This is a genomic window from Empedobacter sp. UBA7248 (assembly GCF_002472945.1).
Classification (GTDB): domain Bacteria; phylum Bacteroidota; class Bacteroidia; order Flavobacteriales; family Weeksellaceae; genus Empedobacter; species Empedobacter falsenii_C.
This window is the reverse complement of record NZ_DKSU01000016.1, coordinates 40749-66129: the sequence shown is the minus strand read 5'-3', so window position 1 is coordinate 66129 and position 25381 is coordinate 40749. Positions and strand designations below refer to the sequence as shown.

24 protein-coding genes are annotated in these 25381 nt (G+C 32.3%); 16 read left to right on the top strand and 8 right to left on the bottom strand.

From position 1 onward, the window contains the following. Window positions 1-69 precede the first annotated feature (69 nt). Genes ruvA through B4A23_RS14885 form a run of 4 tightly spaced genes read left to right on the top strand, consistent with a single transcriptional unit; the run spans window position 70 to window position 8619 of the window. Window positions 70-651, top strand: a complete 582-nt coding sequence (gene ruvA, locus B4A23_RS14900; protein ID WP_180905294.1) for a Holliday junction branch migration protein RuvA — start codon at window positions 70-72, stop codon at window positions 649-651. Continuing rightward, on the top strand, window positions 651-7844 hold the full coding sequence (gene sprA, locus B4A23_RS14895) for a cell surface protein SprA (RefSeq protein ID WP_291121106.1): 7194 nt from the start codon (window positions 651-653) through the stop codon (window positions 7842-7844). The genes ruvA and sprA overlap by 1 nt, the downstream gene beginning before the upstream one ends. Before the next feature lie 21 nt (window positions 7845-7865). Continuing rightward, window positions 7866-8246, top strand: coding sequence for a glycine cleavage system protein GcvH (gcvH, locus tag B4A23_RS14890; RefSeq protein WP_038335019.1), 381 nt, complete (start codon window positions 7866-7868; stop codon window positions 8244-8246). Next, window positions 8239-8619: a VanZ family protein gene (locus B4A23_RS14885; protein ID WP_291121104.1), complete on the top strand. Its 381-nt coding sequence runs from the start codon at window positions 8239-8241 to the stop codon at window positions 8617-8619. Before gcvH ends, B4A23_RS14885 begins: the two co-directional genes overlap by 8 nt. Before the next feature lie 237 nt (window positions 8620-8856). On the opposite strand, the gene nadE is transcribed toward B4A23_RS14885, so the two are convergent. Further along, a complete protein-coding gene (nadE, locus tag B4A23_RS14880) occupies window positions 8857-9651 on the bottom strand; it encodes an NAD(+) synthase (RefSeq protein ID WP_038335023.1) in 795 nt (264 codons plus the stop codon). Window positions 9652-9751: 100 nt separating this feature from the next. On the opposite strand from nadE, the gene B4A23_RS14875 reads away from it, so the two are divergent. The 7 genes from B4A23_RS14875 (at window position 9752) to B4A23_RS14845 (ending at window position 14850) form a co-directional block, all read left to right on the top strand. Then, window positions 9752-10801, top strand: coding sequence for a gliding motility protein, GldB (locus tag B4A23_RS14875; RefSeq protein ID WP_286501421.1), 1050 nt, complete (start codon window positions 9752-9754; stop codon window positions 10799-10801). Between the two features lie 17 nt (window positions 10802-10818). Continuing rightward, window positions 10819-11145, top strand: coding sequence for a gliding motility protein GldC (gene gldC, locus B4A23_RS14870; RefSeq protein ID WP_038335027.1), 327 nt, complete (start codon window positions 10819-10821; stop codon window positions 11143-11145). 96 nt (window positions 11146-11241) lie between these two features. Next, window positions 11242-12564: a TolC family protein gene (locus B4A23_RS14865; protein ID WP_280062404.1), complete on the top strand. Its 1323-nt coding sequence runs from the start codon at window positions 11242-11244 to the stop codon at window positions 12562-12564. 16 nt (window positions 12565-12580) lie between these two features. After that, window positions 12581-13150: a hypothetical protein gene (locus tag B4A23_RS14860; protein WP_291121101.1), complete on the top strand. Its 570-nt coding sequence runs from the start codon at window positions 12581-12583 to the stop codon at window positions 13148-13150. A 69-nt stretch (window positions 13151-13219) separates the two neighbouring features. Beyond that, window positions 13220-13891: a tRNA (adenosine(37)-N6)-threonylcarbamoyltransferase complex dimerization subunit type 1 TsaB gene (gene tsaB / locus B4A23_RS14855; RefSeq protein WP_038335034.1), complete on the top strand. Its 672-nt coding sequence runs from the start codon at window positions 13220-13222 to the stop codon at window positions 13889-13891. An 18-nt stretch (window positions 13892-13909) separates the two neighbouring features. Beyond that, complete coding sequence (locus tag B4A23_RS14850; protein WP_280049058.1) at window positions 13910-14293, top strand: DUF423 domain-containing protein; 384 nt, start codon at window positions 13910-13912, stop codon at window positions 14291-14293. Between the two features lie 35 nt (window positions 14294-14328). Then, window positions 14329-14850, top strand: a complete 522-nt coding sequence (locus B4A23_RS14845) for a hypothetical protein (protein ID WP_291091516.1) — start codon at window positions 14329-14331, stop codon at window positions 14848-14850. A gap of 33 nt (window positions 14851-14883) precedes the next feature. On the opposite strand, the gene B4A23_RS14840 is transcribed toward B4A23_RS14845, so the two are convergent. From B4A23_RS14840 to B4A23_RS14830, 3 genes are all read right to left on the bottom strand, one after another. Beyond that, window positions 14884-15444 carry a cytochrome b/b6 domain-containing protein gene (locus B4A23_RS14840; RefSeq protein WP_280037289.1) on the bottom strand — a complete coding sequence of 187 codons (561 nt, stop codon included), beginning with the start codon at window positions 15442-15444 and terminating at the stop codon, window positions 14884-14886. 55 nt (window positions 15445-15499) lie between these two features. Beyond that, window positions 15500-16000 (bottom strand): hypothetical protein, encoded by a 501-nt coding sequence (locus B4A23_RS14835; protein WP_038335039.1) that lies wholly within the window; start codon window positions 15998-16000, stop codon window positions 15500-15502. A gap of 161 nt (window positions 16001-16161) precedes the next feature. Beyond that, window positions 16162-16848, bottom strand: a complete 687-nt coding sequence (locus tag B4A23_RS14830; RefSeq protein WP_291121099.1) for a YceI family protein — start codon at window positions 16846-16848, stop codon at window positions 16162-16164. Between the two features lie 148 nt (window positions 16849-16996). On the opposite strand from B4A23_RS14830, the gene B4A23_RS14825 reads away from it, so the two are divergent. Both B4A23_RS14825 and B4A23_RS14820 read left to right on the top strand, forming a co-directional pair. Further along, window positions 16997-17962 carry an ABC transporter ATP-binding protein gene (locus B4A23_RS14825; protein WP_291121097.1) on the top strand — a complete coding sequence of 322 codons (966 nt, stop codon included), beginning with the start codon at window positions 16997-16999 and terminating at the stop codon, window positions 17960-17962. Next, window positions 17953-18492 carry a GNAT family N-acetyltransferase gene (locus B4A23_RS14820; protein ID WP_291091508.1) on the top strand — a complete coding sequence of 180 codons (540 nt, stop codon included), beginning with the start codon at window positions 17953-17955 and terminating at the stop codon, window positions 18490-18492. The genes B4A23_RS14825 and B4A23_RS14820 overlap by 10 nt, the downstream gene beginning before the upstream one ends. A 132-nt stretch (window positions 18493-18624) precedes the next feature. On the opposite strand, the gene B4A23_RS14815 is transcribed toward B4A23_RS14820, so the two are convergent. From B4A23_RS14815 to B4A23_RS14800, 4 genes are all read right to left on the bottom strand, one after another. Continuing rightward, window positions 18625-20040 carry a S41 family peptidase gene (locus tag B4A23_RS14815; protein WP_291091506.1) on the bottom strand — a complete coding sequence of 472 codons (1416 nt, stop codon included), beginning with the start codon at window positions 20038-20040 and terminating at the stop codon, window positions 18625-18627. Window positions 20041-20209: 169 nt separating this feature from the next. Then, entirely contained in the window at window positions 20210-20986 is a 777-nt protein-coding gene (locus B4A23_RS14810) for an alpha/beta fold hydrolase (protein ID WP_291121095.1), read from the bottom strand. 3 nt (window positions 20987-20989) lie between these two features. Next, entirely contained in the window at window positions 20990-21715 is a 726-nt protein-coding gene (locus tag B4A23_RS14805; RefSeq protein WP_038335044.1) for a pyridoxine 5'-phosphate synthase, read from the bottom strand. A gap of 9 nt (window positions 21716-21724) precedes the next feature. Continuing rightward, window positions 21725-22984, bottom strand: a complete 1260-nt coding sequence (locus B4A23_RS14800) for a mechanosensitive ion channel family protein (RefSeq protein WP_180905284.1) — start codon at window positions 22982-22984, stop codon at window positions 21725-21727. Window positions 22985-23049: 65 nt separating this feature from the next. Here B4A23_RS14800 and B4A23_RS14795 point away from each other — a divergent pair, with 65 nt between their 5' ends. The 3 genes from B4A23_RS14795 (at window position 23050) to nusA (ending at window position 25358) form a co-directional block, all read left to right on the top strand. Then, window positions 23050-23535 carry a DUF456 domain-containing protein gene (locus tag B4A23_RS14795; RefSeq protein WP_291121092.1) on the top strand — a complete coding sequence of 162 codons (486 nt, stop codon included), beginning with the start codon at window positions 23050-23052 and terminating at the stop codon, window positions 23533-23535. A gap of 110 nt (window positions 23536-23645) precedes the next feature. Next, window positions 23646-24107, top strand: coding sequence for a ribosome assembly cofactor RimP (gene rimP, locus B4A23_RS14790; RefSeq protein WP_219033837.1), 462 nt, complete (start codon window positions 23646-23648; stop codon window positions 24105-24107). A gap of 15 nt (window positions 24108-24122) precedes the next feature. After that, a complete protein-coding gene (gene nusA / locus B4A23_RS14785) occupies window positions 24123-25358 on the top strand; it encodes a transcription termination factor NusA (RefSeq protein WP_038335048.1) in 1236 nt (411 codons plus the stop codon). Window positions 25359-25381: the final 23 nt, after the last annotated feature.

The following is a 25381-nucleotide window of genomic DNA, read 5'->3' as shown; positions in this document are numbered from 1 at the left end:
TCATCCTTACAAAATAAATCGTATTTTTGACGTTATCACTATATGTAGTGTAACTAAATAAACGTCAAAATGATAACACAATTAAGAGGTAAATTAATCGAGATTTATCCAACAAATGCTGTAATAGATTGCAATGGTGTCGGATATTGGGTCAATATTTCATTGAATACGTATTCTACTTTAGAACACGAAGAGTTGGTTACAATTTTTACACATTTAATTGTTCGAGAAGATGCGCATATACTTTATGGATTTGCAACAAAATTAGAACGAGAAATTTTTCAGAAATTAATTAGTGTTAACGGTGTTGGTCCAGCTTCTGGAATGATGATTATTTCTACACTTTCTTCCAAAGAAATTGCAACCGCAATCGCTCAAGAAGATGCCAAATTATTGCAAAGTGTAAAAGGAATTGGAGCTAAAACGGCCCAAAGAATCATCATTGATTTGAAAGATAAATTGGATCAAAATTTAATATTAGATGTTAATTCTACTTCGGTTAAAAATAAATCTAAGAATGAAGCGTTATCTGCTTTAGAAGTTTTAGGAATTCCTAAAAAATCTGCAGAAAAAATTATGGACAAAATCCTACAAGATCAGCCAGATGCAGACGTGGAATTCTTAGTAAAAGAAACCTTGAAGAAAATTTAATGAAGATTCATAACGAACCAAAAACTATTCGTAAAGGCTCTACTATAGCGGCTTTGTGTTTCCTTTTTGCAATGGGAACTATGAGCGATGTTATGGCTCAGGAAAGTGATACACTTAAGTTTCCTATCCGAGATCAAAAAGGTGGATTGTTTTTAGATAATCAAATAAAATACGATGTACAATATGATGCGATAAAGCGTCAGTATATTTTATATCCTCAAATTGGAACAAGTTTAGTTTCCGAACCTATCTATTTGACACGTCAAGAATACCTGACTTTGGTTCAGAATCAAGACATGAAAAATTATTTCCGTACAAAATCTCAAACCAATGATCAATTTTATCGTGAAGAACGTTTTGGAGATAAAGAAGGAAAAAAAGAAGGAAGCATTTTACCAAGTTTTAAAGTGAAATCCAAAGTTTTCGAAACTATTTTTGGCGGATCAGAAATCTCATTAATTCCGCAAGGTTATGCAAATTTAGAATTGGGTGTTTTCTTACAAAAGATAGACAACCCAATGTTATTACCACAAAACCGTCAAACGCTTACAATGGATCTTAACCAACGTATGCAATTGAGTATTTTGGGTAGAGTTGGAGAAAATCTTCAGATGAAAGTGAATTATGATACGCAAGCTGGTTTTGGCTTTGAAAATCAAATGAAACTTCAGTGGAGAAAGGCTTTGGGGAATAAATTAGATCCATTTGGTGGAGATGATGATATCCTACAAAATATTGAGGTTGGTAATATTTCGATGCCGCTTAGTACTTCATTGATTACGGGTGCGCAGTCACTTTTTGGAGTTAGAACAGATCTTAAATTCGGTCGTACGAATGTATCGGCTGTCTTTTCAGAGCAACGTTCAGAATCTAAAAATATCGTGGTTCAAGGTGGTGGTGTGATGACTGATTTTAAAGTCGCTGCCGAAAAATATGAATACAATAGACACTTTTTCTTAGGTCAATTTTTTAGAAATAGTTACGATAAAGCATTAGCAAATTATCCTGCGGTTAATAGTAATATCAATATTAGTAATATTGAGGTTTGGAAAGTTGATAAATCCGGAGGAAATCAGCAAAATAGACGTTCTATTATTGCTTTGCGAGATATAGCTGAAGGTGGTACAGCGCCTCAAAATAGTAGTAATACCTTATTTAATGAGATTAATTCTCAGGGTTTTACTAAGATTAGTGATGCAAGAAGTTATTTGAACGGATATTCTTTCAATGGAGAACAATTTCAGGATGGAGAAAACTTTATTGTAAATGAAAATGTTCGAAAACTTGATGCTTCCGAATTCACTTTCTATCCAAAATTAGGATACATTTCCTTGAATACACCTTTGGTTGATGGGGAAGATTTATTAGCGGTTTCGTTTCAATATTCGTTAAGCTCTGATCCGACAAAATTATACAAAGTTGGACAAATGTCGAGCGAGACAGATAAACCAATTATTGCGAAATTAATCAAACCAAATTCTACAGTTAATGTGGCTTCGCCAATGTGGGATTTGATGATGAAAAATATTTATTCGTTAAATGCTTATGGTGTTTCGAGTGAAGATTTTTTGATGAATATTAATTTCAAGGATAATGGAGAACAATCTTCTGGAAAATTAAATTACTTACCAAATTCTGCTGTTTCAGAACAATCTTTAATTCAGGTTCTGAACATGGATAGATTAAATTCGAACGGACAATTACAACAAAATCCTGACGGAAGTAAAGGTGATGGTTTATTCGATTTTCAATCAGGATTGACAATTGATACAGAAAGAGGAAACATTATCTTTACTTCTGTAGAGCCTTTTGGTAAATATTTGAGCAATAAATTAAAAGGTCAAAATGAAGAATACGTTTTCAATCAAATTTATCGTCAATTACCAAATACTCTTTCTGGCGAAAAATTAGCTAATCGTTATACATTAGAAGGTCGTTACAAAGGAACGGTGACAGATGGTATTCCGTTAGGAGCTTTTAATGTGCCACAAGGTTCTGTTAAGGTGACTTCTGGTGGAGCAACGTTGACGGAAGGCGTAGATTATACGGTAGATTATCAGTTGGGTCGTGTAAAAATCATCAATGAACAATTGAAAAATTCTGGAGCACCAATTAATGTATCTTTAGAAAATCAATCAACATTTAATTTACAGAAAAAACGTTTCATGGGAATTAATGTCGAGCATAAATTTAGTGATAAATTGATGTTAGGCGGAACTTTAATTAATTACCAAGAACGTCCAGTTACGCAAAAAACACAATTTGGTTCAGAACCTGTGAACAACACAATTTTTGGACTTAATACACAATATAACTCAGAAGCTGAGTGGTTAACTCGTTTAACAAATAAAATTCCAGGAATCAAAACTGATCAAATGTCGAACATTAGCGTTCAGGCAGAGGCAGCTTATTTGATGCCTGGAATGAACAAAGTGACAGGAGGTTATTCTTATATAGACGATTTCGAAGATGCACAATCTCGCATTAGTTTATTAGATGTTGGTTCATGGAAATTTGGATCAACACCAGGAAAACCTGCTGGATATTCTGCTTCTGGTTATCACCCGTTCTTCCCGAATGGAATGAAAAATGACGATTTATCATTTAATAATGGTCGTCGTATGTTATCGTGGTATTCTATCGATCCTCGTTTTTATGGGATGGGTGGAAGCTCGCCTTTAACAGATCAACAAATGTCAACGCATATGGCGCGTCGCATTAAGCTGAAAGAGCTTTTCGATCAACGTGATGTAATGGCTGGTACAAATTCGTACATCAGCACATTAGATATGACATTCTATCCGCAAGAACGTGGACCTTATAACGTTAATCCAAATGCAGTAGACACGAAAAATTGGGGAGCAATTATGCGTCCTATTTCAGTTTCTAACTTCAAAGATTCGAATGTGGAATACATCGAGTTTTGGATGATGGATCCTTATGCAGATGGAAAAGGAGGCGATGGAGAGTTATTGGTACATTTAGGAAATGTTTCGGAAGATGTCTTAAAAGACGGCGAAATGATGTATGAAAATGGATTGCCTCATTCTGGAAATGGTGCGGCAACTGTTGCTTCTAAATGGGGATTAACGCCTCAGTTAAATCCAATTTTATATGCTTTTGATACAGATGGAGCTGCCCGAAAACAACAAGATTTGGGTTATAATGGATTAACAGATGAGGAAGAAGCACAACGTTATGGAATTACGAGTAATAATTTAGTGACAGGAGAATTAGATCCTGCGAATGATAATTATTTATTTTTCTTAGATGATCGTTTTAGAGGAGCATCAATTGGGAATACAGTTCAAGATCGTTACCGCTATTTCAGAAATCCGCAAGGAAACAATTCAACCGATAATCCTTTACATGCGTCATCTTTAACACCAGATACAGAAGATATCAATGGTGATTTCAATTTAGATCAAACAGAAAACTATAATCAGTATACGTTAAAAATTAACCGTCAAACGTTAGAAGATCCAAACAATAAATTTATTGTTGCAAGAAAAACAGTTCAAGGAGAATTTCCAGACAAAACGAAACATGATGTTAAATGGTATCAAGTTCGTATTCCTGTTGATAACTTTGATTTAGATCTTGACGGAGATGGAGTAGAAGAGTTAAACAATGATGCGTCTATTGCGCAAGCAGAAAGCGTATTAACAGCTGCTCGTTTTATGCGTATGGTGATGCGAGGTTTCGAGGAAGAAACAACTCTTCGTTTTGGTACGTTTGATTTAGTTCGTTCTGAATGGCGTCGTTATACCAAAAACATTTATCCTTATATCATTAGTAATCAAGAAGGTTATGAGGAGGATAAGAATATTGATGATTTAGAAGTTGGTGAGGTTAGTATCGAACGAAATGGTACAGATCGCCCTCGTTATATGATTCCTCCTGGAGTTTATCGTGAACAAACACAAGGAACAACGGGATATCAATCTCAGAATGAAGCTTCGATGACATTGAAAGCGAAGTTTAAACCAGGAAGTACTTCAAAAGCTATTTTTAAGAATACAAATTTAGATTTGCGTCGATACAAAAAATTACAAATGTTTGTATCTGCTCAAAACTTATTAGATAGAACGTCAAATGCCATTGATAATGGTACAAAATTATTTATTCGTGTAGGTAGTGATTATACAGATAACTACTACGAATATGAAATGCCGTTAAAATATACACCACAAAGTTCTGCAACAGAAAGCACAGTTTGGCCAGATGAAAACTTTATCGATCTGAATACAGATTTGTTTACAGATGCCAAAAAACAAAGGGATGCTGATGGTTTCAGTACATTGCAACGTTTCAATTTTGCTTTTGATCAAGAGAATCCAAACAAAACGGTTTATGTAAAAGGACGTCCAACATTGGGGAATGTATCTTCGATTATGATTGGGGTTCGTAATACTTCTGGACCGTCTGATAAAGAAGTTTTACTTTGGGTAAATGAACTTCGTCTGAGCGAAATCGATAACCAAGGAGGTTATGCAGCTTCCGCAAATGTGCAGTTCAATTTAGGTGACTTCGCAAATGTACAAGTCTCGGGAAGCACAAGTTCTGTAGGTTTTGGTGCGATAGACCAAGGTCCTGCAAATCGTAATCAGGACGAATCATTACAATACGCGTTGAATGCGCAAGTAAAGCTAGACAAATTCTTACCAAAGAAATGGGGAATGGAAATTCCATTTGATTTTACAATTCAGGAAAGTTTTGTCGATCCAAAATATAATCCATTAGACAACGATATTATTTTTGATGAAGCGCCTAATAAAGCCGAACTAGAAAAAGTTGTTCGTACTTATACGCAGTTTAAAAGTTTTGCCTTTAACAATATTCGAAAAGTTAGATCAACAAATAACAACAATCCTGTTCGTTTTTATGATCCTTCTAACTTCTCAGTTTCGATGATGTATTCGGATAATTATTATCGTGATATTTATACGCAATATAATGTCAATCAGCAATTAAGAGCGTCAATTAATTATAATTTCGGATTTAGAGGAAAATCGTACGAACCTTTCAAAAAATGGCGTGCGGTTCAACCAAAAGAGGAATCAGGAAAATATTTACAATTTATTCGTGAATTTAATGTGAATCCTTTGCCAACACGTTTCTCTTTCCGTACAGAGATTGCGCGAACGTATAGCGAAAGACAATATCGTGATATCAGTCAATATTTAGGAGGAGGAAGTTCTTCGAGCTTAATTCGTCCTACATATAGTAACAATTTCTTGTTCAATTGGCAATATAATTTAGGTTTTGATTTGACGAAATCGTTGCGTTTAGATTTAACATCTTCGACAATGACGTTGAATGATGGAACAACTTTCCAGCGTGCGGATCAAGATATGATTTGGCAAAATATGTTTACAATTGGACGCCCAGTTCAGTATGATCAACAATTTCAGGTGAATTATAAATTACCTTTAAAATTCTTCCCGTATCTAAATTGGATGAATGTTGAAGCTGGATTTACTTCGAATTATAACTGGATTGCAACTTCTACAGCTTACAGAAATTTTGAGACAGAAGTTACAAATCCTGATGGTTCTACATCAACACGAATTGCAAATTTAGGTAGAGGTACAGCTCAAAACTCGAATTCGATCAACTTGATGGGAGATTTGGATTTTGCAAAATTCTATCCAGAATTTAAAGGATACAAACGTTACGATTCGATCTTAAAAGGACGTCGAGCAGAAATAGATTCGTTGAATACAGTTTATACAAATTTATTCGCTAAAAAACGTCGAACAAATAAGAAATCAGCTTATAAATTCAAACATAAATTTACAGCAAAAGATTATGGTTGGATGGTTTTATCATCACTAAAACGTGCTAATTTTACATATAATCAACGGAATGGAGCCGTAATTCCAGGATTATTATACGAGCCAGGATTTTTTGGTGTTGATGGTAAAAATGGACCAAGTTTAGGTTTCGTTTATGGAACACAATTCGATATTAAACGACAATTAGTTGAAAGAGGATTGATTGTTGGTGATGAATTGATGACGGATGCGTATCAAATTACAAAAGGTTCTGATTTTAATGGAACTGCTTTAATTGAGCCTATTCCTGATTTACGAATTGATTTGAATGCAAAACGTACAAAAGATCGTCGTATTTATCATTCAGGATTCAATTTAGCAGTCGAAAATCCTTACATCGATGAATTAGCAAATCTTAATATTTCGACTGTAAATATCAAAACAGCTTTCAAAGATGGAGATGCAATTTTTGAGCAATTCCTAACAAATACTAAAACTATTTCTGGACGTTTAGCACAAAAAAGAGGTAGCGGAAATGTAGATGGACTTGGTTATTACGAAGGATTTAATGCAAGAAGTTCTGATGTACTTTTACCAGCCTTTTTAGCAGCGGTGCAAGGAAAAGATGCAGGTTCGTCTAAGTTAGGATACAATCGTTCTATTCCGGTTCCGAACTGGCGCGTAACGTACACAGGATTGAAATCTGTTCCAATTATCAATAAATATTTTGATAATGTTGAGGTTTCGAGTTCATATAATTCGACGTACACAACAACTGGTATTCAGTCTAATCCAAACTTCATGTTAGATACAGGAATTATGGGGGGTGGACAAGTGACTGGTAAAGATGAAAACGGAAACTTCTATACCCAGAATTTATATGGAGCGGTTACGATGATCGAATCATTCTCGCCATTATTAGGAGTGGATTTAACATTCCGTAACAGTATGCAATTACGTGCACAATATAACAGAGATCGTTTATTATCATTAAGTACAACAAATTATACGTATACAGAAGATTATGGATCTGAATATATTGTTGGATTTGGGTATATTTTCAAAGATTTCAAAATGAAAATTCGTTACCAAGGAAATCAGAAAACAATCAAAGGTGACTTAAATATTCGTGGAGATTTCTCATTAAGAGATAATCAAACAACAATTCGAAAAGTAATTTATAACTTTGATGACGTACAAAATCCAAACGTACCAACAAGTATTTATGGAGATTCGCAAATAACAGGTGGACAACGAATTATGACATTTAAGTTAACGGCAGATTATAACGTAAGTAAGAATTTGAACTTGAGATTCTATTGGGATCAGATGATGAGTAAATATAAAATTTCAACAGCTTTTCCAATTTCTCAAATTCGTGCCGGATTTAGTGCTACCTTTACATTCGGAAATTAAAAAAACAATAAAACAAACATTATGAGCATTCCAAACAATTTAAAGTACAGTAAAGATCACGAGTGGATTTCTGTAGAAGGAGACGTAGCAACAATCGGTATTACAGCTTTCGCACAAGGAGAGTTAGGAGATATTGTTTATGTTGACGTAGAAACAGAAGGAGAAACTTTAGGTCAAGAAGAAGTATTTGGAACAGTAGAAGCAGTAAAAACAGTTTCTGACTTATTTATGCCAATTAGCGGTGAAGTTGTAGAATTTAACACTGAATTAGAAGGTGAGCCAGAATTAATCAACACTGATCCTTACGGAAAAGGATGGATTATCAAAGTAAAAATTGAAGACGCTTCTCAATTAGATGCTTTATTAGACGCAGCTGCTTACGGAGAGTTAATCGGTGCATAAGACAAAAAAAATAATATTCTTTGCGTATGTAGCGTTAGTGTTTTATCTGACGCTACTTCCACAAGAAAATTTCTCGAAATTAAGTACAATCAAAGAATTAGAAATCTTTTTGGAGATTGATAATTTAGATAAACTTGTACATTGTGGAATGTTTGGAATGATGACGATTTTGTTATTTATCGCATACAAAATAACAAATCTACGTTTGATGATAATTCCGTTTTTGGTAAGTTTTCTTATTGAAATTTTACAAGGCGTTTTAACATCACTTCATCGTAGTTTTGATTTTGTCGATTTAATGGCAAACTTATCTGGAATCGCCCTCGCATATATCGCAATAACTTATTATTTACAACATAAAAAAACTCAGTAGTATTACTGAGTTTTTTGTTTTTAGTATATTTTTTTGATTTCTCAAATGTAAACTAAGAAAATGTCATTCCGCTAGCGCTACATTCAGAATGACATTTATAGATAAGTCATGTTGAACTCGTTTCAACATCGCATCAAAATAAAAAAGCAAACTTTCGCTTGCTTTTAAATTGTATTCTAGTTATAAGTTTTATCGAAGTTCGAATTTCGAAACTCGGAATATGTTTTACCTATTCACTTACTTCATCAATTCCTCTGGAATATCACAAATCGGAATTGGAACCATCTTGTGTTGGTTAATACGATTTAATCTCGAATAAATCTCGAAAACTTCTTTTTCTCTTCCTTCAAATTCATCTGCAGTTTTTCCAGCTTCTTTCGCTTTCATCGCCCATTCCAATTCATCGTAATTTGCTCCTAATTGATCTTCATCCGAACGATCATCGCCAAACAAACCATCGGTTGGTTTTGCCTTTTGAATATCGGTATTGATTCCTAAAAACTCAGCAATTTTATATACTTCCGATTTCATTAAATCAGCAATTGGACTAAGATCTACACCGCCATCACCGTATTTCGTATAAAAACCAACGCCAAAATCTTCGACTTTATTTCCTGTTCCTGCAACCAAATAATTGTGTAAACCAGCAAAATAATAAAGTGTTGTCATACGCAAACGAGAGCGTGTATTGGCCAACGCTAAATTCACTTTATCCGTTGTTTCCGTTTCTGGTAAAGCAGAAACCATTGCATCAAAAGTAGAGGTCAAATCAACTTCTATTGAATCGATTGGTGACGAAAATTTATTATTTAACCATTCGATATGACGTTTTGCTCTATCCGCTTGATTTTTCTCTTGATGAATAGGCATTTCTAAGTTTAATAAAGGATAACCTGTCATCGCGCAAAGTGTTGAGGTTACAGCCGAATCAATTCCGCCCGAAATTCCAATCACAAAGCCTTTTTGGTGAGCTGTTTCCAAGTAATCTTTCAACCAAGAAACAATATATTCTACAACTTTTTCAGTTTGCATAGTTTAATAATTTATTTCAAAGATAGCAGATTATGAAAAAAATTAGGGTTGAAAATACTACCGATTATTTTACTATTTTTGTTAGCTAAATAACCAAGCAATGAAATTTGTATATGGCTTAGCTTTTGCGAGTTTAATTTTATTTACTGCGTGCAAAAAAGAAAAATCGTGGGAAGTGGATGTCAAAGAACAAAATGTTCAGTTGAATATTCATGATATTAGCCAAGATTTTTTTAACGATTCGATTCCTTTAGCGACTTTACGAAAAGATTATCCATTCTTTTTTGATGCAAAAACTGCGGACGATGTATGGGAAAGTCAACGTCGTAATAAAGAAGAATTGAGTATTTATGGACAATCTCGAAAGGTTTTTGGAGATTTTAAAAACTTAAATCAATCGTTAACACCGATGTTTCAACGTTACCAATTTTATTTTCCTGAATATAAAATTCCGACGGTTTATACTTATTCATCAGGTTTGCAAAATATAGATTATCCTGTGATGTTTAGTCAGCAATCTGGCTTGATGTTTATTGCGATGGATGCGTATTTGGGACCAAAGAACAAATTGTATGACAGCATTGGTGTAGAACGTTATTTGCGCACAAATTTAGATCTTAATCGTTTACCATCTCAAGCAGTTGATGCGATTGCGAATGATGTGGTAACATTTAGCCCAAGAAATCAATTATTTATTGATAAAATGATTTACGAAGGAAAGAAATTGATTTTGCAAGATGCATTGTTAACAGATACGCCAGACGAATATAAAGTTGGTTATACGCCAGAACAAATTCAGTGGTGTATTGAGAATGAAGGTCAAATTTGGAACTTTTTTGTGGAGCAAAATTATGTATTCAGTTCAGATGCTTCTTTAGATAAACGATTTTTAGCAATTAGCCCTTTTTCAAAATTTAATAATGAAATTGAGCAAGATTCTCCAGGAAGAATTGCAGCTTGGATTGGTTTGCAAATTATTCGTCAATACATGAAAGAGAATCCGAAGGTAGAATTGAAAGCTTTATTAGATGATATGGATGGTCAAAAAATATTCAAAGATTCTAAATATAAGCCAGCTTTAGAAAGTAATAATTCAACAAATTATACAACAAAAACAATTGATGGTAAAGTTTACCATTTTGTGAAATAAACTAATAATTAGAAGTTATGAGAACAACAAATATTACAGTAGAGATTGAATTGGACGAAAATCACGTGCCAGAAAAAATGACTTGGAATGCACCGGACGGTGGAATTAGTCACGAAGAAACAAAAGCAATGTTACTTTCTGTTTGGGATGATAAAGCAAAAGAGGCTTTGCGTATCGATTTGTGGACAAAAGAAATGACACAAGATGATATGAAACGTTTCTTTCACCAAATTTTAATCTCGATGTCTAGTTCTTACGAAAGAGCAACAGAGGAAAAAGAAGTTGCAGAAAGAATCGCTGCTTTTGCAGAAGAATTCGCAATTGCTTCAAAAATTAAAGGTTAATTTACTGACCGAATAAAACTTTAAGTCGAATTTCGTAACATTTTGGTTAGAAATTCGACTTATTTTATATCTTTAATTTTCTGACAAGAATAGTCTATGAAACAATTATTTTTTACTTTACTATTTATTACTTCTCTTTCTTCGTTTGCCCAAGAAGAATGGACAATTGAAAAGTGTATTGAGTATGCTTCGAAAAATAATTTGACTGTTCAGCAGAATACCATCAACCAAGAAATTTTCAATAAAAATTTAGAGTTAACCTACAATGCATGGTTGCCAACAGTTTCGGGTTATGTAGATACTAATTTTACAATCGGAACGTATAATCCAACAATAGAAAAGGGATATTATCAATTTGCGCATTCATTTGGTGTACAATCGAGCATTAATATTTATAGTGGTGGAGTTGTTCAATTGAATAAAGACAAAGCTGCTTTGGAATTAGAAGCGTCGAAAGTGCAAACTGCGATGACGATAAATGATATTTCGTTACAAGTCGCGAATTATTATTTGGCGGTTTTATTGAACAAAGAATTGAAACAAGTTGCAGTTGGAAATCTAACTATTTCGAAGCAATTATTGGATCAAAATCAAAAGAAGTTCAAAGCTGGAACTGTAGCTCAATCTGTTGTCGCACAATCTGAATCTGAAGTCGCGACAAATACACGTGAAGTGGTAAATGCACAAATCGAAATAGAGCGTGCATTGTTCAATTTAGCGATGTTGTTGCAATTAAATGATTACCGAAATTTTGCTGTAACCGATGTCAAAATTCCAGATAATGTTACGTCTCAATTGTATAATTTGGATGATGTGGTGGAAACGGCTTATCAAAATCAGCCTTCTGTAAAACATGCCGAATTGCAAATTGATGTTGCTGCGAAAGAAACTCAAATCGCAAGAACTTCATTATTCCCAAAAGTGACAGGAAGTTTCAATTTCGGGACAAATTATCTACAATATTTTAACAAGAGATTACGTCAAGATGCATTATTAGAGCAATTAGGGCATAATGTAACGGGTGTTTTTGGAGTTGGTGTGTCTATTCCAATTTGGAATCAATATTCCTATAAAATTAATATTCAGAAAGCATTAATCAACGAGGATTTAGCAAAAGTTGATCTTTTACAATCGAAACAAGAGGTGTTGAAAAACGTTCAGTCTGCATATTTCGAAGTAAATAGTTCTTATGCGTCATACGATTCGTCGAAAGAAGCAGTAAAATATGCGAAAATTTCATACGATTTTGCGCAAAAATCTTACAATGCTGGAGTTATTAATCAATATGATTTTAACCGTTCGCGTAATGACATGATGGTTGCAGAATCGCAAATGTTGCAAGCAAAATATAACTACATTTTCAAACAAAAAGTATTAGATTTTTATGCTGGCGTTCCAATTACGTTGGAAGAGAAATAAAAGTTAAATAAAGCTTATGAAAAATATATTTTTATTGTTCTTATTCAGTTTTTTATCGTGTTCAAAAATAGATGAGGTTAAAGATAATACTATTCAGAAAGTAAAAGATAAAGCATCAACTACGACTGAAGTTGTGTGGAAAAAAAGTGTTGATAAACTATTTCAAAATACTACAGCGATTAATTCTATTAAATTAGGAGAAGTTTATGATAAAGGTTTAATATTTGAAATTAAAAATCAAAAAGGGGTTAAAATAGATTTTTTAGGAGGTTTTTATCAATGCTTTTTTAAATATCAATCAGATAAAAATGATTTATTCAAATTTTTAAATGATTTGAAAACAGATAAAGCTGACATTTCGGATAATGAATTAATGAAAACAAATGAAGTTACAATTTTAGAGAAAATAAATTTTATCAAGAGTAAATTTCCTGAAATATATAATAAACTTGATTTTTTTACAGAATTTAATAATATAGGAGAATTAGAATATTATCAAATTGCGAAATATCCTCATTATAATATCCTTATATATGATAAATCAAATAATACTTTTTATCATTTCGTAGAAAATTATCAGGATTAACTCCATTTCCGATAGAAAATCATCTTATCAAACATAAATCATCTAACTTTCGTGATGTATCTTTGCAGCATGGCAACAATCTTAAATTTAGAAACTTCAACAAAAAATTGTTCGGTTTCGATTGCTAAAGATGGCGTTCAACTATGTTTGGTTGAAGAAAGTGATGAAAACTATGCACATGGCGAAAAACTGAATCAGTTTGTGGATTGGTGTGTGGAAGGTGCGCAAATAAATTGGAAAGATATCGAGGCGGTTTGTGTTTCAAAAGGTCCAGGTTCTTACACAGGTTTGCGTATTGGCGTTTCGTCTGCCAAAGGTTTTGCGTATGGTTCTGATATTCCGTTGATGGCAATTAATTCGTTGCAAATTTTGGCGGAATCACAATTAAATCAAGAGGTAGATTATATCATTCCGATGATTGATGCAAGACGAATGGAAGTCTATACAGCTTTATTCGATAAGCAAGGAAATCAGTTGACAGAAACTGAAGCGAAAGTAATTGACGAAACTTCTTTTGAAGAATTGAAAGGAAAGAAAATTATTTTTGTGGGTGATGGAGCAGAAAAATGTCAAGAAGTTTTAGCGCATTTGGATGCTACGTTTATACAAACTTTTCCATCGGCAAAGGATATGATTCGTGTTGCGGAAGAAAAATTTAATCAAAAATCATTTGAAGATGTTGCGTATTTCGAGCCATATTATTTGAAAGATTTTGTAGCTGGAAAAAAGAAATCTGAATAAAATAAAAAGAGATAATTTATGAAAAATCTTGTGTTGACAATCGCTTCATTATACGGAATGACGGCGGTTATATTAGGTGCTTTCGGAGCTCATGCGTTCAAGAAAATTTTACCTGCCGAAAAATTAGCAAGTTTTGAAGTAGGGGTACGTTACCAAATGTATCACGCGATTGTTTTGTTAGCTGTTGGAATGTATTTTCAATTTAATAATGGATTAGAACGTTCTGCTGCTTGGTGTTTAATTGCCGGAACATTTGTTTTTTCTGTAAGTATCTATTTGTTGTCATTCGCAGAACATTGGAATGCAAACCTTAAATTTTTAGGACCAATTACGCCACTTGGAGGATTATTCATGATTATCGGTTGGGGTTTATTGGCTTGGATTTTTATGAAAGGAAAATAATTTTCTTTAAATTTATATAATTGTTAATCAGTTATATGAATTTGTGGAATAAATTATTGGTTGGATTATTATTTTTACTTGCAATTAATACAAAAGCGCAAGATAAATTAGTGTTGACGACTCCTTTAATCTTTAAACATAGCGACTTTGAATTGAAATTGTTTAATAACCAACAATTCAAATACAAGTCGGTTTTTCTTAGCTGTATTGTAGAGTTAGATAAAAACGGTAAAGAAATCAATAATGCTAATTATGGTTTTGCTGAAGGAACTTATCAAGTAAAGGATAATAAATTAATCTTAACTGTAAAATCGTCAAGCAACTATTATTCTTTAGAAAAAGAATATTACTTTTTGATTCTTGATAAAAAGACTTTTTTGATATCGAACAAGGATCGAAAAAATCTCAAAGAAGCAAGAATGAGAAGACCAAATAAATCTTTTCCGAATTATATTATAGATACAGATAATCGTAAAGAATATACGTTTTATAGTACTGATCAAAAAGTAACCATCGAAGGTTACGAAAAAGATAAAATATATCAAATGTTTAAATAAAAAAGACACTTTATAAAGTGTCTTTTTTTATTTTTAATCTTTACCATTTATCATTTTAGAAACAATTCCAGAATTTTTATTGACTTCATCGATAATAACTCCAATTAGATGAATGAGAAAGAAGATAGGAAACCAATAAATTGCAGTTTTATGCAGTTCTTCCATAGGGTCTTTGTAAGTTCCATTTCCCCACATTAAATAAAATCCTGTCACAATATTAATTAGCATTAACAAATAGAAAATCATATAAATTATTCCCTGAAATTTTTCGGATGTTGAATGACTTTTCAAAGGATTAGGAAATCGGATTCCCTTTACCAGCATATAAACAATTCGGACAGCAAAAAGACCTAAAGCGATATAAGCAAATATTTCGTGCCATTGCCACATTGGTTCTAAAGAACTTCTCCCAATTGTTTTTAAAGTAGCGTCAGAAATGTTTAAACCTTCTTTTGAAACTTCATTAGTAATCAAAGCAGAAAGATTTTTCTTACTCATCCATTCCATTCTCAAAAAACCAGTTAAGAAAAGCATTATCATCGATATTCCGATTGTCCAATGTAATAATCGATGAGTTAAAGTAAACTTTTTCATAATTTATAGTGATTAAAAAAACCTCTCAAAATTGAGAGGTTTTTGTTGTATTTTTTTATTCAAAATCGTCTTCTGTGAATTCGAATTCTTCAAATGTACATTCTATTTCGAAAGGAATATCTTTTTCAGATTCTTCTACAAAATCTTGCACTTCACCTTTCCAATTCAAGGTCAAAATTCCTTTGTCATTTACACTAAAAGTTAATTCGTTGTTTACCGTTTCGTAATCTTCTTCCGAAACATTCAACGTTGTGTAATATACTTCCACAGTTTCACCTTCTTCGTCTTCTTCCTCGGCAAAACCGTAAGGAATAGAAACTTTTTTACCGTTTAATTCTTCTACAGATTCTACATCCAAAGGAAAATCATCAATAAATAAAGAAAGTTGAGGAAAATCGTTTTGTAACGAATCGCCTTCTACGTGTTCTAAGTCATCAGTCGAATGTATTTCGACCAACAAACATTTTTTATTTCCTTGAAAAACGACTTTGCATAACGATTTTTCAATATTATAATTAAATGTTTCATCCGGATGGAAGAACTTAATTGTTTTCATTGTTTTGTTAATGTATGTTATTAATTATGAGTACGAATATAATTAAGTTCAATTAATTATCACAAAAAAAATGAGAGAAATTATATTTTTTCGCCTCTAAACCAAAAAAGCCATCTATCTAAGATAAATGGCTTCTATTATTTTATGAATATTCAATTCGATTATTTTGCAGCTTCTTCAGTTGCAGCAGCTGGTTTAGCTGATAAATCTACTTGTAATAAAACTTCGTCTTTTACAATAGATCCTCCACCACCTGTGAAAACAATTCCGAAATCTTTACGGTTAATTCCGAATTCTTCAGATTTGATTGTAACACCATTCGCATCAACAGTTACATTAGCTTTGAAAGTAACATTTTTAGGAACTCCGCGGAAATCTAAGTTTCCAGAAATTTCTGAATTGTAATCTCCTCCTTCTAAAGCTTTAACTCCTGTAATTTCGAAAGTTGCAGTTGGGAATTTTTCAACGTCTAAGAAATCAGCAGATTTTAAGTGTCCGTCTAATTTTCCTTTGCTTTCAGCATCAGCATCTAAATCTTTAGATTCGAAAGAAGCAAAATCAGCAACAAATTTCCCTGATTCTAAAACTCCGTCGTGTACTTTTACAGAACCTTCTTTTAATTTTACAACTCCGTAGTGACCTTCTTCTGGTTTGTTGATATCGTCAAAAGTTTTTCCACCTTTCCAATTTACAACAGATGTAGTTGTATCAACAGCATATTCTGCCGCTCCTTCAGTTGATGTTGCTCCTTCTTGAGCTTCAGTTGCAGCTTTAGTTTCAGTTTTTCCTCCACAAGAAGTTAATGCAACAGCAGAAACAACAGCCAATCCTAAGAATAATTTTTTCATATTGCTTTTTTTAATTTTTTCTTTTACAAAACTATAATATAAATTAATAGTTGATATTGATTTATATCAATAAATGAAATAATTAAACAATTATTTCATATTGAATAAATCTAATACCTTAGCCAAACATAAGAAAAATTATTCAATCGTGCTAAACGTAAAACAACTCAGTTATAATTATCCAGATTTCGAAGAAAAAGTACTCGATAACATCAATTTTGCAGTTAACAAAGGCGAAGTGATAAGTATTATCGGAGAAAGTGGAAGTGGAAAATCAACTTTACTGAAATTGATTTATGGTTTGCTAGATTTTAAAGAAGGAGAAATTTACTATCATACTAAGAAATTACGTGGTCCTGCTTATAATTTGATTCCAGGTCATAAAATGATGAAATACGTAGCGCAAGATTATGATTTGTTAGATTTTGTGACTGTTGGCGAAAATGTCGGAAAATTCTTAAGCAATTTTGATTTAGAGCTTAAGCAACAACAAATTGACGAAGCGTTAACGGTGGTTGAAATGTTAGACTTTAAACATATTTTTCCAAATAAACTGAGTGGAGGTCAACGACAGCGTGTGTCTATTGCACGAGCTTTGGCACAACAACCCGAAATTTTGTTGTTGGATGAACCTTTTTCTAATTTAGATCAAACATTAAAATTAACCATTCGAGAAAAAATTATGGATTGGTGCAAGGCGCATCAAATTACAGTGATTTTTACAACGCATGATTTGAATGATGCTTTTTATACTTCGGATAAAATTTTAGTTTTGCAAAACGGAAAAATGATTCAGTTTGATGAGGTCGAGAATGTGCGAAATTCTCCTGCGACAGCTTATGTGGCCAAACTTTTTGGTTATGTAAATGTGTTGGATGATTCGCAAGATTTAGGAATCGACTCTTCTAAAATTGTCATTTATCCAGAAGAAATTACAATTTCTGAAAATGGAAAATTCGAAGGAAAAGTAATTTCATCAAAATTTCAGGGAAGAGATTATTTGGTAAGATTTACATTCAAAAACATTGAATTGTTGACTTATTCTTCTCAAAAATTAATGAAAGATGAGTTGATACATTTTGAAGTTATAAAATTTCATCAATTATGCATTTAGAAAGTTTACAAGTAACGGAATTGTGTAGCGAACGATTAATTTTGATGCCGTTCACGATTTCCATTTGCGAAAATATATTACAAAATAATTATACCGATTTAGAGCAATTAAATTTAGTTAGAGGAAAAGGTTGGCCTGATGCAGATGTAATCGAAACATTGCCTCGAATTATTGTAAACTTGTCTAAAGTTGACGCACCAACAGGTTTCGAATCGTGGATGATTATCAAGAAATCAACACGAGAAATAATTGGTGACATTGGTTTTAAAGGTTATAATTTTGTTGGAAGAAGTTGTGATATTGGTTACGGAATTATCGAAGCCGAAAGAAAGCAAGGTTTTGCCGTTGAAGCAGCTGCGGAATTGATAAACTGGGTATTTACGAAAGAAACTTTAGAGGAAGTTACCGCTTGTTGTTTGATAGAAAATATTGGCTCAACCAAGCTTTTGAAAAAACTAAATTTCACTGAATTGAGTCGAGATTCAACTATGATTTATTGGTCGTTGTTGAGAGAAAATAAATTGAGTTAAAACACCTTGACAAGGATTAAAACCTTGTCAAGGTGTTTTAAAAATTAGATTCTTCTAAAATATCAATCAAGAAAATGTCATTCTCAATGTAGCGTTAGCGAAATGAAGAATCTCAAAATTTTTATTTTGAATTTATTTTTTTATTAAATCAATCGTGAAATTTAATTGTGTATCTCTTTGATTTAAGAAATCATCTAAGGTCTGTGAAATTTGATAATCAGGAAGAATTCCTCTTCCGTATTTTTGTTTATCTTTTTTAGGAACATCTTGTTCTAAATTAACGATAGAAAAAGATGTGATTATTTTTGAATATGGTAATTTATATTCAAAAGGTGTATGACCATTATGACCATAATATCCACCCATCGACTCTTCTCCAATAACTATACAATTCGAGTTTCCAGCTACCATAGAAGCAAATAAACTTCCAGCAGAAGCAACAGCAGGACTAATGAGTAAGTATATTTTTCCTTGAAAGGCATTTGAATTTGGAGTCCAAATTTTATGATCATTGCTCTTTTCGTTTTCATAGAATGCATCATTTCTATTCTCTGGAAAAATTGCTTGTAATTCTTTATTATATTTTCCTACAAATAAAGGACGTATAAATTTTGGAGCGTTTAAATTATAATATTTTAAAAGTGGAATTTTTTTAAAGCTAATCCAAGCTTGTTTATTTTCTTGAAAATTTCGAGAAGTTAAATAAGAGTAAGTTAAAATATCATTAGGGTCTGTTCCTCCTCCATTGTTTCGTACATCAAGAATAAGATTTGTAATGTTTTTATTTTTAATTTCAGTAAATGTGTTATTTAGAAACTCGTTATAAATTTTATGTTCTTCTGATTTTTCATCACCCATAGAAAATGTATGAATTGTCAAAATAGCAGTCGAAGCATCTATTATCTTAAAGGAATACTTTTCATTTTCTTTCAAATTAGCATAATAAACCTGATCATAGGGTTTTGAAAATCGGTTTCTAAAATTTTTATAATAATCAGCATAACCAATACTTTCTATTGTATTTTTTAAAATTTGATTGGAAAAAGGTAATTTGTATTCAACAATAAAATTATTCTTTAGACCATAATTTAATCTATAAAATTTAGAAAAATGAGTGCTTAAACCAATATTTTTTCCAGTTGTATTATAACCATCTGTTGTGTAGTATTTGAATAAATTTTTCTCAACATTCTCAATTTTTTCATTATTGATAGAAATTATCTCAGAACCCAATGGAATAGCATTGTTTTCGAAGTTGATAATCCATTTGTTATCTATCTTTTTTAAGGGAAAAGGAAAATATCCAGATAATTCTGTTTTTAATATTTTTAAATTATTTTTAGATAATTCAGTGTCATTGTGCAAACTACCTTCATAGTCAGTTAAAGTACAAATGATATTGTAAAAATCTCGGTAAGTAGAAGATTTACTAATTTCTTTTTCTGCCCAATTATAAATGCTGTCAATTTCTGATTTTGTTCTGTATTTGTATAAACCTGAATTAGTTTTAATCCTTATATCTTTAAAAATCTTTAAATCCTTTTGCATTTTTGTCTGCGAAAAAGAATCATCAATAGATTGGGAATAAGTAATATTCCAAAATAATAGAAAAATTATTAAAAATTTAGCTTTAGACATTCATAATCAGTTTAATTGAATAATGATGTAATTTAATAAAAAAAGCGAAATTCTCAATTTGAATTTCGCTTTTTTGTTTTTATTTATTCAACAAGAAATCTAAAACTTCTGCTGTAAAATCTTTTGGGTTTTCGGCATGTAACCAATGTCCTGCATTTGCAATTTTTTTGATTTCTGCATTTGGAAAACGTTCTTTGATAATCATTTCATCTTCTGGCATAATGTAATTAGAATTTGCGCCACCCAAAAATAAAGTTGGACCATCAAATTCTCCTTTTAACAATTCAGAACCAATCATTTCTTGATAAAATTTATCCAAAACATCTAAATTGAATCGAAAAGCATATTTTCCATTATCGGCGTGGTAAACGTTTTTCAACAAAAATTGTCGCACACCAATTTCAGGAATATATTGTTCTAAAGTCGTTTCTACATCTTTTCGAGTTTCAACTTGATCAAAATTAACAGATTTCAACGCTTTGAAAATCGCATTATGATGAGGTTGATAAGCTTTTGGTGCCATATCCGCCACAATCAAATGATCTAATCTATTTTGATGAATCATTGCAAAATCAATCACAATTCTTCCACCAAGAGAATGCCCCAACAAATGTGCTTTTTCGATAGAATTTGCATCCATATAATTCACAATATCTTGTGTCATTGCTGCTAAAGAAGAATCTTCGCTATGAAAGCTACGTCCATGATTGCGCAAATCAATCAAATGTGTCGTAAAATATTCACCAAAATGTTTTCCTAATGTGCTCCAATTATCCAATTGTCCAAACAATCCATGAAAAACCAATAAATGTTTTTCACCAGAACCGACAATTTTACTATGTAAGATTTCTGCCATTTTTTACAAATTTGCTAATTCAATTTTACGTAAATAAGCCTGTATTGTATTTTCTAAACCTAAATATAGAGCTTCAGAAATCAATGCATGACCAATAGAAACTTCTGCAATTGTTGGAATTTCGCGAATAAAATATTCAATATTGTCCAAACTCAAATCGTGTCCGGCATTTACAGCCAAGCCATTTTCGATTGCCAATTTAGCTGTTTCTTTATAAGGGTTGATCGCTTCAAGATTTCCTAAACCATATTGCGTTGCAAATTCTTCTGTGTACAACTCGATTCGATCTGCACCAGTTTTTGCAGCACTTTCAATTAAAGCAGGATTTGGATCTAAGAAAATAGATGTTCTGATTCCAGCATCTTTAAAGGTTTTAATCACATCAGTTAAATAATCAAAATGTTTGATTGTATCCCAACCAGCATTTGATGTAATCGCATCTTCTGCATCAGGAACCAAGGTAACTTGTTCTGGTTTTGAGTTTAAAACCAATTCCATAAAACTATCAATCGGTTTTCCTTCAATATTAAATTCAGTTGTTACAACAGGTTTCAAATCGTACACATCTTGGTAACGAATATGGCGTTCGTCTGGACGTGGATGAATCGTAATTCCTTGTCCTCCGAATTCCTGAATTTTGATTGCCGCTTCTACAAGATTTGGCGTATTTCCGCCACGCGCATTACGAATTGTGGCAATTTTATTTATATTAACACTTAATTTAGTCATGATTTTATATTATAATTTTTTTATATCAGAAAGCGAAATGCTTTGCATAATTTCTAAGTCAAATTTACGACAAGCTGTCAACAAATGATCGAAAATATCGGACTGAATTCTTTCAAATTCCAAATTACTTGCCGAAGTTGTAAAACAACCAATTTCTAACGGCATTCCAAGTGGAGAAACAGGTAATTGTTTCACAATAATTGGATCATTTTGCGAAACAGTTTTCAAACTTTTTAAATAATGTTCAACATAAATTCTAAAAACACCAATATTGGTTAAATTTTTACCATTAATATCTAAATCAGAATTTTCAATGTTTTGATTATAGATGGAAATTTCGTGACGTTTTTGTTGAATATAATGATGAATTAAAGTAATATTTTCGAAACGATTTAACATTTCTTCGTTACAAAACTGAAACGAATTGACGTTAAAAGAAACCGAACGTTTTATTTGACGTGTTCCGGTCGCCAACATAGCCATATGATTGGTTACTTGCGACGAAACCAAATCCACAGTAGGAACCGTTGCAATAGATTTATCAAACTTCTCAATTTTTACCAAATTGATGTTAATTTCTTTTACTGTTCCTTCAATATCGCCCTTTGAAACGGTAATCCAATCGCCAACTTTTACAATTTTAGAATAGGAGATTTGCAAACCAGAAACAAATCCGAAAATTGCATCACGAAAAATCAATAAAACAGCTGCGGTTAAAGCTCCGAGAACAGTAATAATTGTGTTTTTATCAACCGTAAACAAAATCATTATTCCAGAAATAATCGCAAAAAACGTGATGATAAACTTCAACATCTGCCCAAAAGTTCGTACTCCAACTGTTGTATAACTATTTTCTTCGTTGTACACATCAATAATTGTATTGATAACTCGGAAAATAAGTTGCGTAAAAACGATTAATGAAATAAGTTGCGTAATGCGTTGAACAACATGAAAAATATTTCCTTCATTCTTGAACAAAATAACATTCATGCTTAATGCAAAACTGATTGGAATAAGATGAATAGCTGAAACAAAGACTTTGTTTTTGTACAAAAACTTCAACCAATCGTTTTCGGTAAAATTCTTTAATTTTTTTAGAAGCGGAAGAATAATAGCTCTTAGCACAAAATCTAACACAAAAAGAATAGCTATCCAAGTGACAATTTCTAAGAAATTAAAAAGATTTTCAGACAAATCAATTTTGAAATATTGATTGAAAAAAAATTTTACACCATCAGAAAATTCTTCATAAAAAGATTTATCTTGCATAAGCTGTTAATTGAGTTTAAATAGATTTGTTTGTGCAAAGTTACAGTTTTAAAAATACTAAAATAATGGATAACGATAGTATACTAAATCTTATTAGTGGAATTTTATTGGTTGTTGGTTTGGTCGGAACTGTTTTGCCAGTTTTACCAGGAGCACCTTTAGCATTGGTAGGATTATTGGTTTTTAAATTCAGTGGTGATTGTAGTTACAATTGGGGAACGATAATTATTGCAGGACTTTTTGTGTTATTAGGCGCGATTTTAGATTATTTATTGCCTGCATATATGACCAAAAAATTAGGTGGAACCAAATACGGAATTTGGGGATCTATTGTCGGATTAATCTTCGGATTATTTTTTCCACCAATCGGTTTTATCGTAGGACCTTTTTTGGGAGCATTATTAGGCGAATTAATTTTTACTGCGGCTTCGCCAAAAGTTGCTTTAAAATCTGCTTTCGGATCTTTTGTAGGATTTATTTTAACAACAGGTTACGACATTATATTAACGTTAATATTTATCGGAATATTTGTATATCAACTGATGAATTAATCAGATTAAATGGTTGAAATTAGGTCAATAAAAAAAAATGACCTATATTTGCAAAGAATTTAAAGGAATAAATGGAGGAGGGCTGGTTATAGCTCTCTTTTTCGTTGTATATGGATTCAAGTAAAGTAAAACAGCTGATAGACGAAGCAATTGCGGAAAATCCGTCATTGTTTCTTATCGATTGGAAAATCACTCCAGATGATAAAATTGTTATTTTAGCAGATGGAGACGAAGGTCTTTCAGTCGAAGAAATTGTAAGAATAAGTCGACATGTAGAGCACAATCTTGATAGAGAAGAATGTGATTTTGCATTAGAGGTTTCCTCTCCTGGTGTAGGAAGTAACCTAACCATGCCACGCCAATTTGCCAAAAATGTAGGAAGAACTTTAGAAGCTACATTAAGCGACAAAGTGATGGAAGGCGAAATTGTAGAAGCCGATGAAGAAGGTGTTACAATTTTTTGGGAAGCGCGCGAACCAAAACCTGTAGGAAAAGGAAAAATTACAGTAGAACACGAAGAAAAAATAAATTACGCTGACATCAAGAAAGCGATTATAAAAGTCACCTTTTAAAAAAATTAAAGTTTAATGGACAATCTTGCATTAATTGAATCTTTTGGAGATTTTAAAGACGATAAGAACATCGACCGTATTACGCTGATGGCAATCTTAGAAGAAACCCTGAAAAGTGTTTTGAAAAAGAAATATGGTACAGATGATAACTTTGATATTATTGTAAATCCTGATAAAGGAGACTTAGAGATTTGGCATAACCGTATCGTTGTAGAAGACGGTTTTTCAGAAGACGACGCAACAGATATCGAATTATCTGAAGCACGTAAAATTGAGCCAGATTTTGAAGTAGGTGAAGAAGTATCGGAAAAAATTCCGATCGAAGCATTAGGTCGTCGTGCGATTTTAACATTACGCCAAACATTGGTTTCTAAAGTAATGGAGCATGATAACTCTAATTTATACGAGAAATTTAAAGGTTTAATTGGAGAAGTAGTTTCGGGAGAAATCCACTATGTACGTCACAAGCAAGTGATTATTATGGATGACGAACAAAACGAAATGATTTTACCAAAAGAAAATCAAATACCATCAGATTTTTTCAGAAAAGGAGATACATTACGTGCAGTTGTAGATGACGTAAAATTAAGAGGAGCAAAACCTCAAATTATTTTATCTAGAACATCACCAAAATTCTTAGAGAAATTATTTGAACAAGAAATTCCAGAAATTTTAGACGGATTAATTACAATCAAAAATGTAGTTCGTATCCCTGGAGATAAAGCAAAAGTTGCAGTAGAATCTTACGACGATCGTATCGATCCAGTAGGAGCTTGTGTCGGAATGAAAGGGTCTCGTATCCATTCAATTGTACGCGAATTACGTAACGAGAATATCGACGTAATCAATTATACAAACAACATGAGTTTGTTTATTCAACGTGCTTTAAGCCCAGCTAAAATTTCGAATATCGAAATTAATGAAGAAGAAAACAAAGCCTTAGTTTACGTAAATGCAGACGAAGTTTCGAAAGCAATTGGTAAGGGAGGTTACAATGTTCGTTTAGCTTCTAAATTAGTTGGAATGGAAATTGATATTTTCAGAGAAGGAGCCCAAGACGAAGACGTAGAATTATCAGAATTCTCAGACGAAATCGATGCATGGGTAATCGAAGCATTTAGTGCTATCGGGTTAGATACTGCCAAAAGTATTTTAGAACAAGATGTTGATGATTTAATTAAACGTACGGATTTAGAAGAAGAGACGATCTTAGACGTTATCCGTGTGTTAAAAGAAGAGTTTGAAGATTAATTCATACTCAAGTCATAAACAAT

What these genes read in the sequence shown, in the direction of transcription:
- B4A23_RS14815 (WP_291091506.1), bottom strand. Translation starts at nt 20,040, where the DNA reads ATGCAAAAGGATTTAAAGATTTTTAAAGATATAAGGATTAAAACTAAT.
- tsaB (WP_038335034.1), top strand. Translation starts at nt 13,220, where the DNA reads ATGGCAACAATCTTAAATTTAGAAACTTCAACAAAAAATTGTTCGGTT.
- B4A23_RS14820 (WP_291091508.1), top strand. Translation starts at nt 17,953, where the DNA reads ATGCATTTAGAAAGTTTACAAGTAACGGAATTGTGTAGCGAACGATTA.
- gldC (WP_038335027.1), top strand. Translation starts at nt 10,819, where the DNA reads ATGAGAACAACAAATATTACAGTAGAGATTGAATTGGACGAAAATCAC.
- B4A23_RS14860 (WP_291121101.1), top strand. Translation starts at nt 12,581, where the DNA reads ATGAAAAATATATTTTTATTGTTCTTATTCAGTTTTTTATCGTGTTCA.
- rimP (WP_219033837.1), top strand. Translation starts at nt 23,646, where the DNA reads ATGGATTCAAGTAAAGTAAAACAGCTGATAGACGAAGCAATTGCGGAA.
- nusA (WP_038335048.1), top strand. Translation starts at nt 24,123, where the DNA reads ATGGACAATCTTGCATTAATTGAATCTTTTGGAGATTTTAAAGACGAT.
- B4A23_RS14805 (WP_038335044.1), bottom strand. Translation starts at nt 21,715, where the DNA reads ATGACTAAATTAAGTGTTAATATAAATAAAATTGCCACAATTCGTAAT.
- B4A23_RS14830 (WP_291121099.1), bottom strand. Translation starts at nt 16,848, where the DNA reads ATGAAAAAATTATTCTTAGGATTGGCTGTTGTTTCTGCTGTTGCATTA.
- sprA (WP_291121106.1), top strand. Translation starts at nt 651, where the DNA reads ATGAAGATTCATAACGAACCAAAAACTATTCGTAAAGGCTCTACTATA.
- B4A23_RS14810 (WP_291121095.1), bottom strand. Translation starts at nt 20,986, where the DNA reads ATGGCAGAAATCTTACATAGTAAAATTGTCGGTTCTGGTGAAAAACAT.
- B4A23_RS14845 (WP_291091516.1), top strand. Translation starts at nt 14,329, where the DNA reads ATGAATTTGTGGAATAAATTATTGGTTGGATTATTATTTTTACTTGCA.
- B4A23_RS14840 (WP_280037289.1), bottom strand. Translation starts at nt 15,444, where the DNA reads ATGAAAAAGTTTACTTTAACTCATCGATTATTACATTGGACAATCGGA.
- B4A23_RS14835 (WP_038335039.1), bottom strand. Translation starts at nt 16,000, where the DNA reads ATGAAAACAATTAAGTTCTTCCATCCGGATGAAACATTTAATTATAAT.
- gcvH (WP_038335019.1), top strand. Translation starts at nt 7,866, where the DNA reads ATGAGCATTCCAAACAATTTAAAGTACAGTAAAGATCACGAGTGGATT.
- B4A23_RS14850 (WP_280049058.1), top strand. Translation starts at nt 13,910, where the DNA reads ATGAAAAATCTTGTGTTGACAATCGCTTCATTATACGGAATGACGGCG.
- B4A23_RS14795 (WP_291121092.1), top strand. Translation starts at nt 23,050, where the DNA reads ATGGATAACGATAGTATACTAAATCTTATTAGTGGAATTTTATTGGTT.
- B4A23_RS14875 (WP_286501421.1), top strand. Translation starts at nt 9,752, where the DNA reads ATGAAATTTGTATATGGCTTAGCTTTTGCGAGTTTAATTTTATTTACT.
- B4A23_RS14865 (WP_280062404.1), top strand. Translation starts at nt 11,242, where the DNA reads ATGAAACAATTATTTTTTACTTTACTATTTATTACTTCTCTTTCTTCG.
- ruvA (WP_180905294.1), top strand. Translation starts at nt 70, where the DNA reads ATGATAACACAATTAAGAGGTAAATTAATCGAGATTTATCCAACAAAT.
- B4A23_RS14800 (WP_180905284.1), bottom strand. Translation starts at nt 22,984, where the DNA reads ATGCAAGATAAATCTTTTTATGAAGAATTTTCTGATGGTGTAAAATTT.
- nadE (WP_038335023.1), bottom strand. Translation starts at nt 9,651, where the DNA reads ATGCAAACTGAAAAAGTTGTAGAATATATTGTTTCTTGGTTGAAAGAT.